This is a genomic window from Paraclostridium tenue (genome assembly GCF_039521565.1).
GTDB classification, from domain to species: domain Bacteria; phylum Bacillota; class Clostridia; order Peptostreptococcales; family Peptostreptococcaceae; genus Paraclostridium; species Paraclostridium tenue.
Map to the genome: position 1 here is coordinate 309,932 of NZ_BAAACP010000001.1, position 18,248 is coordinate 328,179.

At 27.0% G+C, this 18,248-nt stretch carries 18 protein-coding genes; all 18 read left to right on the top strand.

Features of this window, described 5'->3' with window-relative positions:
* Positions 1-54 precede the first annotated feature (54 nt).
* Complete coding sequence (locus ABFX13_RS01595) at positions 55-1,344, top strand: VanW family protein (protein ID WP_346041437.1); 1,290 nt, start codon at positions 55-57, stop codon at positions 1,342-1,344.
* Between the two features lie 334 nt (positions 1,345-1,678).
* Positions 1,679-2,656 carry a serine/threonine-protein kinase gene (locus ABFX13_RS01600; RefSeq protein ID WP_346041439.1) on the top strand — a complete coding sequence of 326 codons (978 nt, stop codon included), beginning with the start codon at positions 1,679-1,681 and terminating at the stop codon, positions 2,654-2,656.
* Between the two features lie 120 nt (positions 2,657-2,776).
* Positions 2,777-3,739, top strand: a complete 963-nt coding sequence (locus ABFX13_RS01605) for a potassium channel family protein (protein ID WP_346041441.1) — start codon at positions 2,777-2,779, stop codon at positions 3,737-3,739.
* 74 nt (positions 3,740-3,813) lie between these two features.
* The gene (locus ABFX13_RS01610; RefSeq protein ID WP_346041443.1) at positions 3,814-4,995 is read left to right on the top strand and encodes a D-alanyl-D-alanine carboxypeptidase family protein; all 1,182 of its coding nucleotides are present in this window, start codon (positions 3,814-3,816) and stop codon (positions 4,993-4,995) included.
* A gap of 279 nt (positions 4,996-5,274) precedes the next feature.
* The gene (gene rpsB / locus ABFX13_RS01615) at positions 5,275-5,997 is read left to right on the top strand and encodes a 30S ribosomal protein S2 (protein ID WP_147543391.1); all 723 of its coding nucleotides are present in this window, start codon (positions 5,275-5,277) and stop codon (positions 5,995-5,997) included.
* A 63-nt stretch (positions 5,998-6,060) separates the two neighbouring features.
* The gene (gene tsf / locus ABFX13_RS01620; protein WP_147543392.1) at positions 6,061-6,966 is read left to right on the top strand and encodes a translation elongation factor Ts; all 906 of its coding nucleotides are present in this window, start codon (positions 6,061-6,063) and stop codon (positions 6,964-6,966) included.
* Between the two features lie 62 nt (positions 6,967-7,028).
* Positions 7,029-7,733 (top strand): UMP kinase, encoded by a 705-nt coding sequence (gene pyrH, locus ABFX13_RS01625; RefSeq protein ID WP_147543393.1) that lies wholly within the window; start codon positions 7,029-7,031, stop codon positions 7,731-7,733.
* 22 nt (positions 7,734-7,755) lie between these two features.
* Positions 7,756-8,313, top strand: a complete 558-nt coding sequence (gene frr, locus ABFX13_RS01630; protein ID WP_147543394.1) for a ribosome recycling factor — start codon at positions 7,756-7,758, stop codon at positions 8,311-8,313.
* Between the two features lie 2 nt (positions 8,314-8,315).
* A complete protein-coding gene (locus tag ABFX13_RS01635; RefSeq protein WP_187006008.1) occupies positions 8,316-8,519 on the top strand; it encodes a hypothetical protein in 204 nt (67 codons plus the stop codon).
* Between the two features lie 30 nt (positions 8,520-8,549).
* Positions 8,550-9,284, top strand: coding sequence for an undecaprenyl pyrophosphate synthase (gene uppS / locus ABFX13_RS01640; RefSeq protein WP_147543396.1), 735 nt, complete (start codon positions 8,550-8,552; stop codon positions 9,282-9,284).
* Positions 9,285-9,296: 12 nt separating this feature from the next.
* Positions 9,297-10,073: a phosphatidate cytidylyltransferase gene (locus tag ABFX13_RS01645; RefSeq protein ID WP_346041446.1), complete on the top strand. Its 777-nt coding sequence runs from the start codon at positions 9,297-9,299 to the stop codon at positions 10,071-10,073.
* A 64-nt stretch (positions 10,074-10,137) separates the two neighbouring features.
* Positions 10,138-11,289: a 1-deoxy-D-xylulose-5-phosphate reductoisomerase gene (locus ABFX13_RS01650; RefSeq protein WP_346041447.1), complete on the top strand. Its 1,152-nt coding sequence runs from the start codon at positions 10,138-10,140 to the stop codon at positions 11,287-11,289.
* A gap of 12 nt (positions 11,290-11,301) precedes the next feature.
* Positions 11,302-12,330, top strand: a complete 1,029-nt coding sequence (rseP, locus tag ABFX13_RS01655) for an RIP metalloprotease RseP (protein WP_346041449.1) — start codon at positions 11,302-11,304, stop codon at positions 12,328-12,330.
* A gap of 31 nt (positions 12,331-12,361) precedes the next feature.
* Complete coding sequence (ispG, locus tag ABFX13_RS01660; protein WP_346041451.1) at positions 12,362-13,423, top strand: flavodoxin-dependent (E)-4-hydroxy-3-methylbut-2-enyl-diphosphate synthase; 1,062 nt, start codon at positions 12,362-12,364, stop codon at positions 13,421-13,423.
* A gap of 184 nt (positions 13,424-13,607) precedes the next feature.
* The gene (locus tag ABFX13_RS01665) at positions 13,608-15,542 is read left to right on the top strand and encodes a [FeFe] hydrogenase, group A (RefSeq protein WP_346041453.1); all 1,935 of its coding nucleotides are present in this window, start codon (positions 13,608-13,610) and stop codon (positions 15,540-15,542) included.
* 80 nt (positions 15,543-15,622) lie between these two features.
* A complete protein-coding gene (locus tag ABFX13_RS01670; RefSeq protein WP_346041455.1) occupies positions 15,623-16,207 on the top strand; it encodes a hypothetical protein in 585 nt (194 codons plus the stop codon).
* An 18-nt stretch (positions 16,208-16,225) separates the two neighbouring features.
* A complete protein-coding gene (locus ABFX13_RS01675; RefSeq protein ID WP_346041457.1) occupies positions 16,226-16,846 on the top strand; it encodes a hypothetical protein in 621 nt (206 codons plus the stop codon).
* 580 nt (positions 16,847-17,426) lie between these two features.
* Positions 17,427-18,248: HAMP domain-containing protein (locus ABFX13_RS01680; protein ID WP_346041459.1), on the top strand; the 822-nt coding region annotated here is incomplete at its 3' end.

Below are 18,248 nucleotides of genomic sequence, written 5' to 3' on the forward strand. Positions count from 1 at the left end.
TTTTATAAAAGTGTTTTAAATATAATAAGCTTAGGTAAAGTTAGGGGGGATATAATGCAACAAGATATATTATTAGAAGAAAATGAAGATAGTATTAAGTTAAGAAATAATAATAAAAAATATGCAATTATATTTGTTGTTGTTGTAATTTCTGGAATTATAGGTTTTATAGGAATAAATTCATTTAATAATAAGTATATATACAATGGCAAAATTGCAAACAATGTATATATAGAAAGTGTTAATGTGTCAAATCTGAACCAAAAAGAAGCTAAAGAATTGTTAAATAAAAAATATAAACCTAAGTCTATAGTTATATCTTATGAAGATAAAACTTTTAATATAAAGCCATCAGATATAGAATTAAAATATGATTTGGATGAAGCTATATCTAATGCTTATAATTTTAATAAAACAGATTCGTATCTAGAAAATGTTAAAAGAGTAATTTCTTTGAAAAAAGGAAATAAAGAAGTTTTAAAAATAAAATCATTATATGATGAAAAAAAATTAGATAATTACTTGCAAAATGTAGCTAAAGAAGTAAATTCTAAAGTAAAAGATGCTAAGTTATATATATCTGATTCGGGTAGCTTTGATATAACTCCTTCTGTTATTGGGAAAGAAGTTGATATAAAATCAAGTAAAGATAAAATAAAGAAATCTATATCTGACAAAAATTTTAAAACCGTAAATTTAGTGGTTAAAAAAGATGAGCCCAAAATAAAAACAGAAATATTAAAAAGTGTAGATTCAGTATTAGCTACTCATAGTACTAAATTTAATAATTCAGTACCTAATAGAGCTCACAATATTATAAAATCGGCTAAAAGTACAAGTGACATAATCCTTATGCCAGGAGAAGAGTTTTCATATAATGAATCAACAGGACCTAGAAGTAAAGCTAATGGATATAAAAATGCACCTGTTATAGTGAGTGGCAAATTACAAAATGGACCTGGAGGCGGAGTGTGTCAAGTATCTACAACTATATATAATGCTGCATTATATTCTGGGCTTGATATAACTAAAGTTAGAAATCACTCATTACCATCTGCTTATGCACCTGTTGGAAAGGATGCAACTGTAGTTGATGGATACCTAGATTTGAAATTTAAAAATCCATATACTCATCCTATATATATAAAAAATACAACTTATAATGGTGTTGTTACAAGTAAAATATATGGTAATTCACAAGATAGAAAAAATATAAGTATAAGAGTTGAAAAAGTTAAAGGTGGAAGTGGTAATGTAGTCAAAACTTATAGAGAGTTTAAAGATTCTTCAGGAAATATAACAAAAAGTGAATACATAACAACTAGCTCGTATAAGAAAAAATAAAATTAATTAATAATTTACTAAATAATATAAGTATATATCCGTATATAATTTCTATGAAAGTAGTCAAGTTGACTATGTTAATTAGGAAATCATAAACGGATATTTTTATAGAATTTTACATAAAACCTATTTTACGATTTAAGTATTTAAATGGATTAAAATCAGATAATTCTTAAGTATGATGACATAGATAAACTATAATATCTAAAAACTTGACAAAACTATTTAAATATATTTATACAATTCTTATTTATTTCCCAATAATTTACATAAGGTGTTATAATAAGAATGTAGTATTAAAGAATAAGTTCGTAATATATAGGGGGGAGTTTATTTGTTATATATAAGCAATAGGTATGAAATAATAGATAAGATTGGAAGAGGATCTAAGTCATGCTTATATAAAGGAAAAGATTCTTATGATGGGCAGATGGTCATCATAAATATAATAGATCAAGATGTAATAAGAAGTAAAAAATTTGTATCTAACTTAATAGATGAAGCTACTACTATGAATGAAATAGATTCTCCAAATATACTTAAACTTAAAGATGTAGGAGTACATACTTTAGAAGATGGATGTAGATTATACTACACTATAAGTGAATATGTAGAAGGTAGTACCTTAGAAGAGTTAACTAGGTATTACAGATTAAATATGGATGAAATTGTTATTATATTAAGACAGATATTAAACGCATTAGAAGTAGTTCATAGCTATGATATATATCATGGTTTTTTACATCCTGAAAGTATAATTATAGATGAAGGATATAATGTAAAATTAGGTAATATAGGAATTATAAAAGCTAATAATAAGATTTTTAATAATGGAATAAAGATGTTTTCTGAAGATATAAGATATATGTGTCCTCATCAAATTTGCTTAGGTTATACTGATAAAAGTAGCGATTTTTATGCACTTGGAGTAATTATATTTGAGTTGGTTTTTGGAGAACATCCATTTGGAAATTTGGAAAATGAAGAAGATATTTTAATGGAAATGGATAAGGGTATAAATTGGAAAAAATTTAATACTGAAGTTGTGCCTGAAAAAATATTACATATAATAAGTAAATTATTAAGTAGAGATGATAGATATCAGACTCCACAAGAGGTTATTATAGATTTAAGTGAATATATGTATGAAGTTGAAAATATTCAAAATGAAAATGATAAAGAGAATTTAATAGGAGATTTAGAAATTAATAAAAATATAGATGTTGTAAAAAAAGATTATAAATTAAAAAAAATTGCAGCAGTTGGTTTAGTTACAATTGTTTCATTTTTAATATTGGGTATTTCGATGTAAATAAAAAGCTGTATCAAAGTTTAAACTTTGATACAGCTTTTTATTTATAATAAAATTGAATAAAAAACTCTATAAATTCAAAAATAATTAATAAAAATAAATTTGGAGGCAACATAACCTATGGATATTAAAAAAGATCAAGAGAATAAGCTAGAAAAAGAATATATAGATTATACTAATTTAATATTTAATGAGGTTATAGTTATTGATATTAATAAAATAGATGAATTAAGACAATATAAAGATATAAATTTTTCAAATAGCATATTTAATAATGATGTTATATTTAAAAACTGTGAATTTAAAAAGGATATAATTTTTAAAGACACTAGATTTAAAAAAAATATATCCTTTATTAATTGCATTTTTTATGGAGATTGCATATTTAAAAATATCAATTTTAATAAAGATATAACCAACAAAAATATATTTGTAAAATCAAAAATAAAAGGACAAAAATTGGTTTTTGAGAAGGTACATAATTTACCTAAGTTAGATGGGGTGTATTTAAGTCATTGTTGTAAATTAATACTTAAGGATGTAGTCTATGAAAAGAAAGATTATAAATATGCTAAAGTCAATTATAGGATAGCTAAAAATCAAGCTGGCATTATTGGGGATTATGAAAAACTTGGCCATTATTATTATATGGAAAGGTATTATGGTGGTGAATGTATAAAAAGAAAAAATTTTGATAGTTATATTGAATATGTAAATACCAAGTTTATAGATTTATTATCACGATATGCTATTGGATATGGTGAAAAACCCATAAATATATTTATAATATCTTTTTTAATAATAAGTATATTTGCATTATTTTATATGTTTACTGGGTTAAAAAATATAAATAATGAATTTATAGGGTTAACTACAATTAAAAATTGCAATATTAATAAAATAATAAAAGATTATATAGATTTGTGGTATTTTAGTATGATTACATTTACTACTGTAGGATATGGAGATATGTTAGTTATTAATGTTTTAGGTAAAATATTAGTAAGCATAGAAGTATTTCTTGGATTAACTATGGCAGCTTCTTGGGCATCTGTAATTTTTAGAAAAATATCAAGAAAGTAAATAATTACTAGATATATATTTAGATTAATAAGCTAAAAATTAATATATACTTATTAATTTAAGAAGGTGAAAAAATGACATCAAGAGTAAAAAGATTTATATCATTTATTTTAATTTTAGCAGCTATAATACCATACACTGCATTTGCAAGTGAAAAAGAAATCGATAAGTATTCTTTATCATCAATATTAATAGACCAAGATACAAATAGAGTTTTATATGCTAAAAATCCAGATGAGAAAAGGCCATTAGCAAGTTTAAGTAAAATGATGACTTTTTTAATAGCAATAGAAGCTATAGAAAGCAATAAAGTTAAGCCTAATGAAAAAGTTAAAATAACTAAGAAAATAGCCTCCATAAAAGGTTCTAGTTACCATCTAAAAGAAAATGAAGAAGTTCCTTTTATTGAACTTATGAAAGGTCTTATGATAGTATCTGGAAATGATGCAGCAATAGCTATAGCAACTCATTTATCAAAAGACGTAGATGATTTTGTAAAACTTATGAATAAAAAAGCAAAAGAAATAGGAATGAATAATACAAATTTTGTAAATCCTCATGGGTTGCCTATATATGATTTACAAAATCCTAAAGCTCCACCTAAACAAAATATATCTACAGCTCGAGATATAGCTACTCTTGGTAAATATTTGTTTGATAAATATGAAAAACAAGTTGTGTCTATTACTGATATGACAACTTATTCTAATCCAGATAGAGGATTTGAACGAAATAACACAAATCCACTACTTAGAATGATACCAGAGGTAGATGGAATAAAAACAGGATATACAGGCAATGCTGGATACTGTTTATCATTTTCTATGAATGTTAAAAAAGAAAATGATATAAGAAAATATAGAATTATAGGAGTAAGCTTAGGAGCAAATCATAAAAATAAGAGATTATCAGCTTCTCTTGATATGTTAAGATATGGAAAAGAAAATTACCATACAGAAAAAATTATAACTCAAAATAAGTTAATAGGAAAAAAATATATTAAAGGACTTAAAGAGTTGGAAGTAGAGTTAAGAACAAAAGATGAGTTATACACTATTGTAGAAAATAAAGAACATGTAAACACTCAAGTTACCTTAAAAGAATTAGCATATCCAGTTAAAAAAGGTGATGTAGTAGGTGTTATTAAATATTATACTGACAATGGTGAAATATTAGGTAGTGTAGATATAATAAGTACAAATGATGTAGATAATGCTTCTCTTATTACAAAAATAAAAATGTTATTTAATAATTAAAATTAATATAAGATAGGGGTAAATCCCTATCTTATATTAAAGAGTAATATAATGAATATTTAGGTTATTATTTGTAAATAATTATTTAAGAAAATATAAGTTAATAGTACATATATATAATGATATAAAATTTATAAAAAATATTGTAATTTATAATCGCCTATGATATACTAACTGAGGTAAAAAATAAAAATAACGCACGGCTTTGTGATCTTTAAAAGGTGCCTAAATGGTTTTTTAAAGAGTTGATCAGGTCGGAGGTAAAACCAGGAGGTAAAAATGTCAGTAATATCAATGAAACAATTATTAGAAGCTGGTGTTCACTTCGGACATCAAACAAGAAGATGGAACCCTAAGATGGCTCAATATATATTCACAGAAAGAAATGGAATATATATAATAGACTTACAAAAAACTGTTAAAAAAGTTGAAGAAGCTTACAAGTTCACTAAAGAAATAGCTGAAACTGGAAAGCCAATATTATTCGTAGGAACTAAGAAACAAGCTCAAGAAGCTATAAAAGAAGAAGCTGAAAGATGTGGAATGTTCTACGTTAATGAAAGATGGTTAGGTGGAATGTTAACAAACCACAAAACTATAAAGACTAGAATAGACAAGTTAAGAAAGTTAGAAAAAATGGAAGAAGAAGGAGTATTCAACGTTCTTCCTAAGAAAGAAGTTATAAAATTAAGAGCTGAAAAAGAAAAATTAGAAAAATACTTAAACGGTATAAAAGATATGCCTGAATTACCAGCTGCTATATTCGTAGTAGATCCAAGAAAAGAAAACATAGCTATACAAGAAGCTCACAGATTAGGTATACCAGTAATAGGTATAGTTGATACAAACTGTGATCCTGAGCAATTAGACTTTGCTATACCAGGAAACGATGACGCTATAAGAGCTGTTAAGTTAATAACTGGTGCTATGGCAACTGCTATAATAGAAGGTAGACAAGCTATAGCTGATGATCAAGAAGAAGTAACTGAAGATCAAGAATAATAACATAATTTAATGGTAAGGGTATATCCCCTTACCATTAGTAATATATAGGAGGGAATACTAATGGCTATAACTGCACAAATGGTTAAAGAGTTAAGAGAAACTACAGGTGCCGGAATGATGGACTGTAAAAAAGCTTTACAAGAAGCTGAAGGAAATATGGAAAGAGCTATAGATATATTAAGAGAAAAAGGATTATCTAAAGCTGCTAAAAAATCTGATAGAATAGCTGCTGAAGGTTTAGTTGCTATAGAAATAAACGCTGACAACACTGTTGGTGCTATAGTTGAAATAAACTCAGAAACAGATTTCGTTGCTAAAAACGAAGATTTCAAAACTTTCGTTAAAGATGTTGCTGAAATAGCTTTAGCTACTGAAAAAGAAGATGTAGCTGGATTACTAACTGAATCTCACAAAGAAGGAGCTTTATCTGAAGTATTAAATAACAGAATAGCTACTATAGGAGAAAAGTTAGATATAAGAAGATTTGCTAAAATATCTACTAATGGACAAGTTGCTGGATACATCCACGGTGGTGGAAAAATAGGTGTATTAGTTGAATTAGAAACAGAAGCTAGAGATGCTGAAGTATTAGCAATGGGAAGAGATATAGCTATGCAAGTTGCTGCTATGAACCCTAAATATGTTTCTAAGGATGATGTAGATCCAGAGTACATAGCTCATGAAACTGAAATATTAACTCAACAAGCTTTAAACGAAGGAAAGCCAGCTAATATAGTTGAAAAAATGATAAAGGGAAGATTAGAAAAACAATTAAAAGAAGTTTGTTTAGTTGAGCAAACTTTCGTTAAAAACCCAGATTTAACTATAAAGCAATTAGTTGCAGACGTTGCTAAAAAAGTAGGTTCTGAAATAAAGGTTGCTAGAGTCGTAAGATTCGAAGTTGGTGAAGGTATAGAAAAGAAAGAAGAAAACTTTGCTGAAGAGGTTGCTAAGCAACTTAAGTAATTAACCAAAAGAGAACACTTCGGTGTTCTCTTTTTTAAAAAGTTAACTAAGGAGGATTTCAAATGACAAAGCCCATGTACAAAAGAGTATTACTTAAATTAAGTGGAGAAGCATTATCTGGAGATAAGGGATTTGGTATAAATAATGAAGTTGTAAATGACATAGCACAAGCTATAAAGCAAATACAAGAAATTGGGGTAGAAGTAGCTGTAGTTGTTGGAGGAGGTAACTTCTGGAGAGGAAGAACATCTGAAGGAATGGATAGAACTACTGCTGACTATATAGGAATGCTAGCTACAGTTATGAATGCTATGGCGCTACAAGATGCTCTTGAAAATATAGATGTGTTAACAAGAGTTCAAACTGCTATAGAAATGAGACAAATAGCAGAGCCTTATATAAGAAGAAAAGCAGTTAGACACTTAGAAAAATCTAGAGTTGTTATATTCGGAGCGGGAACAGGAAATCCTTACTTCTCAACTGACACAGCAGCTGCACTTCGTGCTGCAGAAATGGAGTCTGAAGTTATATTACTTGCTAAAAATGTAGATGCAGTATATGATAAAGATCCAAAGGTACATGCTGATGCTAAGAAATTTACAGAACTTAGTTATATAGATGTGTTACAAAAAGAACTTAAAGTTATGGACTCAACTGCTACATCTTTATGTATGGATAATAAGATACCAATAAAGGTATTTGAACTTTCTACAGAGAATATAATAAAAGCAGTTATGGGTGAAAATATAGGAACTACTGTAAAATAATTAAATATAAGGAGGATTAATAATGAGCGCACAAGTAAAAAAACAATTAGAAGAAAAAATGAGCAGAACAATAGAAGCACTTAAAACAGAATTTACTACTATAAGAGCAGGAAGAGCTAATGCTCAAATGTTAGATAAAATAAGAGTTGATTATTACGGAACACCAACTCCTATAAATCAAGTTGGTGCTATATCTGTACCAGAACCAAGAACTTTAATGATAAATCCTTGGGATAAAACAGCTATGCCTGAAATAGAAAAAGCTATAAGAAACTCAGATTTAGGATTAAATCCAACTAATGATGGACAAGTTATAAGAATATCAGTTCCAGCTTTAACAGAAGAAAGAAGAAAAGAATTAGCTAAGCAAGCTAGCAAAGTTGCAGAAGAGTTTAAAGTTAGATTAAGAAATGAAAGAAGAGATGCTAACGACAAGCTTAAAAAGATGGAAAAAGAAGGCGAAATAACTGAAGATGATTTAAAGAAATCTCAAGATGAAGTTCAAAAAATAACTGATAAATTTATAAAAGAAGTTGATTCTTTATTAAAAGCTAAAGAACAAGATATAATGGCGGTATAATATTGAAAAAATACTACAATTTATTAGGACTTCATACAAATGAGGTAGAAAATTTCTTTAAAAAAGAAAATAAAAACTATACTATAACTACCATAAAAGGATATAAAGATGAAGAAAAATTAATCGTACCTAGAGTTATTAAAATATCTGAGTTAGATAATAGTGTAGAGATAATACAAACTTACTTTGCTGACTCCTTAAAATAGGAGTCAGAAAATTTTATTGGGAGGTAGTTTATGAATAAAAACAATATATATGACATAAACTTAAGTAATGTACCTACTCATATAGCAATAATAATGGACGGAAATGGTAGATGGGCTAAAGAGAGACTACTTCCAAGAACAGTTGGACATAAAGCTGGGGTTGAAGCTATAAGGGCAGTTACAAAAGAGTGCTCAGCATTAGGGGTAAAACATTTAACTTTATATGCATTTTCAACAGAAAATTGGAAAAGACCAAAGTTAGAAGTAGATGCTTTAATGAATCTATTATATACATATTTAAATAAAGAGTTAAAAGAATTACATAAAAATAATGTAAGAATAACAACTATAGGTGATATAGATGTACTACCACGTAAATCTATAGATGCTATAAAAAATGCAATTGATGTAACTAAAGATAATACTGGATTAAACTTAAATATAGCTTTAAATTATGGTAGTAGAAATGATATAAAAAATGCAGTTGTAGATATAGTAAAAAATTATAAAAGTGGTAAAATAGATATAGAAGATATAAATGAAGATACTATAACAAAACATTTAAGTACAAAGTCTATACCAGACCCAGATTTAATAATAAGAACTAGTGGTGAACAAAGAATAAGTAACTTCTTATTGTGGGAGATTGCATATTCTGAATTTTATTTTACAGATATATACTGGCCTGATTTCAATGAAACTGAGGTTAGAAAAGCTATATATGTTTACCAAAATAGAGATAGAAGGTTTGGTGGACTTAAGTAAGGAGATTATTTTATGGTTGTAAGAATCATTGCAGCACTAGCTTTAATTCCATTATTACTATTTGTAATATATGGAGGATTGCCACTATACATAGCAGAGGCTATTATAGGAATAATTGGGTTAGATGAGTTTTATAAAGCATTTAAAAGCAAAAGTATACAACCTATAAGTATTTTGGGATATTTATTTGCTATATACTTATCTATAAAAAATATTTTTAAATTACAAACCGAATATACATATATATTTGTATTTATATTATTCTTAATAGGAATAGTTTATATTTTATCGAATAAGAAAAACATAATAGATTTTTCTATAACATTTATAGGTATATTTTATATACCAATATTTTTAGATTATATAGTTTTAACAATAAATAATTTTAGATTGGGCGGAATTTATGTATGGTTGATATTTATAATATCATTTATGACAGATACCTTTGCATATTTTAGTGGATATCTATTTGGAAAACATAAATTAATACCTAGCATAAGCCCTAAGAAAACGATAGAAGGTAGTATTGGTGGTATTTTAGGTTCTACAATTTGTTGCATAATTTTTGGGTATATATTTAAATTAGATATAACTCATATGATTTTAGTAGGAAGTATTGGAAGTATCGTAGCACAATTTGGAGATCTATTTGCATCAGCTATAAAAAGATATGTAGGAATAAAAGATTATGGAAAATTAATACCAGGACATGGTGGTATATTAGATAGATTTGATAGTGTTATACTAGTAGCACCATTTGTTTACTATGCAATATATATATTTATTTAGCTTCAGGTTCCTCTGAAGCTTTAATTGTATAGTATATAAATTATTGGAAAGGAATATAAATAGTATGAAAAAAATATCAATATTGGGATCAACAGGATCGATAGGAACACAAACTTTAGATGTAGTTAGAAAAAATAGAGATAAATTTGAAGTTGTAGCTATATCTGCAAATAGTAGCATAAACCTACTTTTAGAGCAAATAAAGGAGTTTAAGCCTAGATATGTTGCGGTATATAATGAAAATAGTGCAAAAGAATTAAAAGAAATGATACCAAGTGATATAAAAATTGAAGTATTAAGCGGAATGGAAGGTTTAATTACAATATCGTCTTTAGATGAAATTGATGTACTTTTAACTGCAATAGTGGGTATGATAGGGTTAGTACCAACTCTTGAAGCAATAAAAAAAGGTAAGACTATAGCACTAGCTAATAAAGAAACATTAGTTACAGCAGGTCAATTAGTTATGGAAGAAGCAAAGAAAAGAAATGTAGCAATACTTCCTGTTGATAGTGAACACAGTGCAATATTCCAATGTTTAAATGGGGAGAGTAAAAAAGAAATAGAAAGTATAATATTAACTGCGTCTGGAGGACCATTTAGAGGTAAGTCTAAAAATGATTTAATAAATGTAACTAAAAACGAAGCATTAAAACATCCAAATTGGAGTATGGGAAGAAAAATAAGTATAGATTCTTCTACGCTTATGAATAAGGGGTTAGAAGTTATAGAAGCTAAATGGTTATTCGATGTAAATTCAGATAAAATAGATGTAGTTGTACATCCTCAAAGTATAATACATTCAATGGTTCAATTTTTAGACAGTTCAATAATAGCTCAGATGGGATGTCCGGATATGAAACTTCCTATACAATATGCATTAACTTATCCAGAAAGAATACTTAATGATTTTGAAAGATTAGATTTTTCTAAGTTAAGTAGCTTAACATTTGAAAAACCTGATTTAAATACTTTTCCTTGTTTAAAGTTAGCATATGATAGTTTAAATATGGGAGGAACATACTCAGCAGTTTTAAATGCAGCTAATGAAGTTTTAGTTAATGAATTTTTAGAAGATAAAATAAAATTCTACGATATTCCATACTATATAGAAAAAACATTAGATGCTCATAATAGTATAGAAAAGCCAACATTAGAAGAAATATTATATACAGATAATTGGAGTAGAGAATTCGTAAAAAAATGTATTAAATAAGGTGGTGAAGGTATGAATATAATAACTGTATTAGCAGCTATTTTAGCTTTTGGTATAATAGTATTCATTCATGAATTAGGACACTTTTTATTTGCTAAAAGAGCAGGGGTTAGGATACATGAATTTGCTATAGGTATGGGGCCAAAAATATATAGTTTTCAAAAAGGAGAGACATTATACAGTATAAGGTTATTACCTCTTGGTGGATATGTTGCTATGGAGGGTGAAGATGGCGATTCGAAGGATCCAAGAGCTTTTGGTAATAAAAGTATATTACAAAGAGCTAGTATATTATTTGCGGGGCCATTTTTCAATATAATACTTACAGTTATAATTTTAATTCCTGTATTTATGTATATAGGAAATCCGAGTAAGCCAACAACAACTTTACAAACTGTTATGGAAAATAGCGTGGCCCAAAAAGCAGGAATTAAATCAGGGGATAAAATAACTGAAATAAATGGAGTTAACATTAAAAGTTGGAATGAATTAAGTAAAGAAATTCAATCGTCAAATGGAAAAGAGTTATCAGTAACTATTAATAGAGATGGAAAAGAAAAAAATGTTAAGGTTAAGCCTGAGCTTAAAGATGGAAATTATTTAATAGGGATATCTCCAAAAAATGAAAAAGATATATTAGGAGCATTTGGAAATGCAATAAAAGCAACTATAAATATGACTGTTCAAATGGTTACTTTCTTAGGAAAATTAATAACAGGTAATTTACCAGGTGGAGTCGAAGGTTCTCTTGCAGGACCTGTAGGTGTAATAAGCATTGTTGCAGATGCAACTAGATCAGGGTTAGTAAGTGTTCTTCAAATTGCAGCTGTAATAAGTTTAAACTTAGGAATATTAAACTTATTACCTATACCAGCTCTTGATGGAGGAAGATTATTCTTTTTATTTATAGAATTTTTAAGAGGTGGAAAGAAAATAGATCCTAATAAAGAAGGTATGGTAAATTTAATAGGATTTGCTACATTAATGATATTTATGTTATTTATAACATATAAAGATATAGTTAAATTAATTAGAATGTAGCAAAGTTTGACTAGAAGGTGAAGGTGAGACAATGAGTTACGAAAGAAGATTAAGTAGAGAAGTTAGTGTGGGAAGTCTTAAAATTGGTGGAAACAATCCAATATCTATACAATCTATGACTAATACAGATACAAGGGATGCAAAAGCAACTATAGAACAAATAAAAAGACTTGAAGAAGTTGGATGTGATGTCGTTAGAGTTGCAGTTCCTGATATGGAAGCAGCTAAAAACATAGGTGAAATAAAGAAAAATGTAAATATACCTGTGATTGCAGATATACATTTTGATTATAAATTAGCGCTAGAAGCTATAGAACAAGGTGTAGATGGAGTTAGAATAAATCCAGGAAATATAGGGAATATAGACAGAGTTAAAATGGTCGTAAACAAATGTAAGGAGAAAAACCTTAAAATAAGAATAGGTGTAAACGGTGGTTCTTTAGAAAAAGATTTATTACAAAAATATGGTTCTGCTACAGCTGAAGCTTTAGTAGAAAGTGCACTAGGTCATGTCAAAATACTTGAAGATTTAGATTTTTATAATATAGTTATATCTCTTAAATCATCAGATATATATAAGACTATAGAAGCTTATGAACTTATATCTAAGAAAGTTGATTACCCGCTTCATATAGGTATAACAGAATCAGGAAGTGTAAAAAAAGGAACTATAAAATCTTCAATAGGTGTAGGAGCTCTTTTATTAAAGGGTATAGGAGATACTGTAAGAATATCTCTTACAGGAGATCCAACTGAAGAAGTAATAGTAGGAAAAGAAATATTAAGAAGTTTAGGATTATTAAATGATAAGATAAAAGTTATATCATGCCCTACTTGTGGAAGATGTAATATAAACCTTATAGATGTAGTAAATGAAGTAGAAGAGAAAATTAACAAAATTAATAAAGACATAACTGTAGCTATAATGGGATGTGCAGTCAATGGGCCAGGAGAAGCTAAAGAAGCTGATATCGGTATAGCTGGTGGTAAAGGAGAAGGTCTGTTATTTAAAAAAGGTCAGATCGTAAGGAAAATAAAAGGAGATAGTTTAGTAGAAGAATTATTAGCAGAGATAGATTTATACAATAAATAATAATAAAAAGCTGTTAATTTAAGATTTAAAATCTTAAATTAACAGCTTTTTTTATTTATATTAGAAATTTAAAACATATTTTCTAAAAATTTACTTTTATATAAATAACAAGAATAGTATTAATCAATAATGGAGAAGTTAATTAATAGTTTGAATACCAATTTACATGAAGGAGTGTTAAAAAGTGACAGATAAAAAACCAAGTATAATACAAAGTTCATTGGGATCAGTATTTTCTGTATTTAGTGAAGAAGAATTAAAACAAATAACTGATAATGATAAAAGAATTATCGCTATTGCAGGCAAAATAAATAATCCTGGTATAATAGAAATTCCAGAAAAAGCTACACTTAGGGAAGTTATAGATTTAGCTGGAGGAATAATAAAAAATAGCGCTTTTAAAGCAGCGCAGTTAGGTATACCATTTGGAGGTTTTTTAACAGAAGAAAGTTTAGATGAAGAATTAAATTTTAATTTATTTGATGAAGATTCTAGTAAAACTATAATAATACTTTCACAAGAAGATTGTATAGTTCAGTATGCTAAATTTTACATAGATTTTTTAATAGGAAAAATGAAAGAAGAAAAATATAAAAAGTATGAAAAAGTAAAAGATGAAATACTTCATATGTGGAAGACTTTAGATAGAATAAGTAAAGGTAGAGCTAATATGAGAGATATTTTCATATTAAGAGAGCTAGCAAGTACTGTTAAAGAGACATTAAATCAAAATCATAACATAATGCAAGAAATAGTTGATAATTTTTATGACGAAATAGAAGAACATATCGAAGAAGGTAAATGTTACACTGCTCAATGTAATAATCTTATAAAATTAACCATAACAACTAGATGTATAGGTTGTGGAGCTTGTGAAAGAGTTTGTCCTGTTGATTGCATACATGGAGAGAAAAAACAACAACACTATATTGATTATAATAGATGTACACATTGTGGACAATGTATTCCAGTTTGCCCTGTAGATGCTATAACAGCAGGGGATAATACTCTTAAGTTTTTAAGAGATTTAGCTATACCAAACAAAGTTGTTATAACACAAATGGCACCTGCAGTAAGAGTTACTATAGGAGAAGCTTTTGGATTTGAACCTGGAGTGAATGTAGAAAAAAAAGTAGCAGCAGGTTTAAGAAAATTAGGTGTAGATTATGTATTTGATACCACATGGGCAGCAGATTTAACGATAATGGAAGAAGCGGCAGAACTTCAAGAAAGATTAGAAAAATATTTCGAAGGAGATGAAAATGTTAGACTTCCAATACTTACATCTTGTTGTCCTGCTTGGATTAAATTTATAGAACAAAACTATGCAGATATGTTAGATGTACCATCAAGTGCAAAATCACCTATGCAGATGTTTGCAACTGTAGCTAAAGATTTATGGGCAAAAGAAAAAGGCCTTACTAGAGATCAAGTAATATCAGTTGCTATAATGCCTTGTGTAGCTAAAAAATATGAAGCATCAAGACATGAATTTTCAAGAGATTTCAATTATGATGTCGATTATGTTATTACAACAAGAGAACTTATAAAAATATTTGAAAATTCAAATATAAATTTAAATGAAATAGAAGATAGTGAGATAGATCATGTTTTAGGAGATTATACTGGTGCCGGAATTATATTTGGTAGAACTGGTGGAGTTATAGAAGCAGCAACTAGAACTGCTGTAGAAAATATTACAGGAGAGAAGATAGAAAATGTAGAATTTGAATGTCTTAGAGGATGGGAGTCATTTAGGGCTTGTGATTTAGAAGTAGGTGGATTAAAACTTAGAATAGGAGTTGCTTATGGACTTAGAGAAGCAGGTAAAATGCTTGATAAAATAAGAAATAAAGAAGAATTTTTCCATGCTATAGAGATAATGGCATGTACTTGCGGATGTGTAGGTGGAGGTGGACAACCTAAAGAAAGAAAAAGAGGAGAAACAATAAAGAAAAGAGCAGAAGGTTTAAATAATATAGATAGATCATTAAATTTAAGAAAATCTGATGAAAATCCAGAAGTACAAGCTATATATGATAAATATTTAGAACATCCTTTAAGTGATAAAGCTCGTGAACTTTTACACACTAAATATTTTGTTAAAGTTAAGAAATAAATTTATTTAATTAAAATTTTATAAATAAAAATTGTTATTGTGGAGATAATAGGTTTGTAAGAGATTGGAAGGAGTAAAAAATGAAAAATCTTAAAATATTATCATTAGTCGTAGTGATTATAATTGGTAATATTTTGTGCATGGGCTGTGGAACCTATGATAAATATGGAAAAAATAAAAACAATAACATAAATACTACTCAAGAAGGATTAAGTGTATATGAATACAACGATAAATTTACAAGTTTGTATAAACAATACATAGAGCCAATTGAAAAAGAAAATTATGATGATATAAAACAATTTTTTTTAAACCAAGATAATGAAGATAATTATAAAAATTTAAATAAATATAAAAAGTTATTAGATATATCAAATCAACAATTGATTGAGTTTAAAAGAGGAATAAATAATTTAGTTATGAAAGATATTAATCTTACTAAATTAAATAATGAATTAGTAGAAAATACTTTGAGTTTAATAAAAGAAGTTGAAAGAGAGATTAAAGATATAGACAATATACCAATAGATAATTATTCAATGGTAAAGTCTAAATTTATAGTATATTTACAAGAAAATATATCTATGCCAAGTTATATAAAAACTAAGTTTAAAAATTCTATAAAAAGTATAAGAAATTACTTAGATATAGAATTAAATAAATAATTAATTTGGAGGTATGACATGAAATATTCAAAAGTATTAGCATTAGGATTAATAGGATTACTATCGTTTGGAGTTGTTGGATGTGCAGATAAAATGCCTAAAAAAACAGATGAAAATAGAGTAACAAAATCAACACCAGAAACCAAAGACAATAGATACGGAAATATGAGTATGGAAAGTTATAGAGATGAATTCGGAAAATTATATGAAAATAATATAGCTAGATTAGAAAATTATAATGGATATGATCAAATATTAGTAGATAAAGAAACAAAAGATTACCCGGGAAATGAAAAGTATCTTGAAGGATTAAAAAAAGCATATAAAGATAGTGAAAAAAATTTACAAGAATTTGTAGACTCTTTAAAAAGAGTAAAAACAGAAGACCCTAAAATAAAGGATATGAATGATAAATTAATAGCTGAAGGAAATAAATTATTAGGAGAATTAAAGACTAGATCTAAAAAATTAGATGAAGTACCAAATAGTTTAATGCAAAAATCAGAAGTGGAATTTAGAAAAGGCATAAATGATATATTAAATATAGATAATACAACAAGAAGTGATTTTAATAATTTAATAAAAGATGCACAAAACTTTTTTGGCATAGATAATAAAAATAAAATAAATAAGAAATAAACATATAAAATATAAAAAAATAAAAGTACTTATACTTAAGTACTTTTATTTTTTTATTTACAAAATTTTTTATATATTCGAATGATTTTGGATTTGATTTAAACTGATTTATCTACCGATACATATGGTGAAAATTTTTGAAATCAATCTTAAACCTATTGCAATTAGTGACTTTGTTAATAGAATTAATAAAAGGTAATTAATTATATAAATCTAAAGTATGTATAAATGTATCCGTATAAAGGATGGGTTGATAAAATAATTAATTTATACATAATTATAAGAATGACATTAACAATATTAATTTAGGTTAAATAAACCAAATAATTATTTCTATATTCAAAGATTATACAATGATTTAAAATTTAAAGAATGAAAATTGAGTTTTTAGAAAATTTACTAAAAAAACATAAGCATAAAAATAATATATTTGTATTTACATATTTCAAATTGAAATTTACTTTATATAGCATATATATTAATAAATATATAAACAATTAGTTATTTGATCTTATATAAATGAAAGAATTGTATTGTTGATGTAGAAACACATAACCAAAGACTATAGGGAGGAATATTTATGAAAAATTTAAAAATAGGTAAAAAGTTAAGTATAGCTTTTGGGATTATATTGATGCTTTCAGCATTTACAAGTATTTATACAGTTTCTAGATTAAAGGGAGCAGAAAAGTTAAGTCATCAATTGTTTACAGGACCATATGTATCAACTACTGAAACTATGCAAGTTCGTAGAGATTTAGTTGCTGTTGCAAGATATATTGGTAATGCAGTTATGGAACAAGATCCAGTACAATATAAAGCTAAAATGATGAGTACTTTTGACAGTATCAATAAAAGTATAGAAACACTTAATAATTCTTTTAGTGAGAATAAAAGTTCAATTGATGAACTTCAAAAATCAGTAAATAATTTAAAACAAGAATGTGACAATGTTTTTGTATTTATAGATAAAGGGGATTATAAACAAGCAATAGAAATGCTTAGACAAAACACTCCATATTTTAATGCATACAATAAGTGTGTAGATGATGCAGTAAATCTTAATAAGGATGCAGAAGATTATGGAATTAAATTTAATAAAGGGGTAGAAGATACAGCTTCAAAAGCAACTTTTGCTTCTATATCAATTAGTATATTTACTATAGTAGCAGGATTAGTTACATGTGTGTACATAACAAATAGATTAAAACAACCAATTGAAGAAATAGAAGAAGCAGCAAATAAAATGGCTGATGGAGATTATGATATAACTATTAATTATGAATCAAAAGATGAACTAGGATCTTTATCAGATAGTATGAGACAAATGAGTAGCAAAACTAAAGAAATTATAAATGATGCAGTTCATGTATTAGATGAAGTTGCATCAGGTAACTTTGAT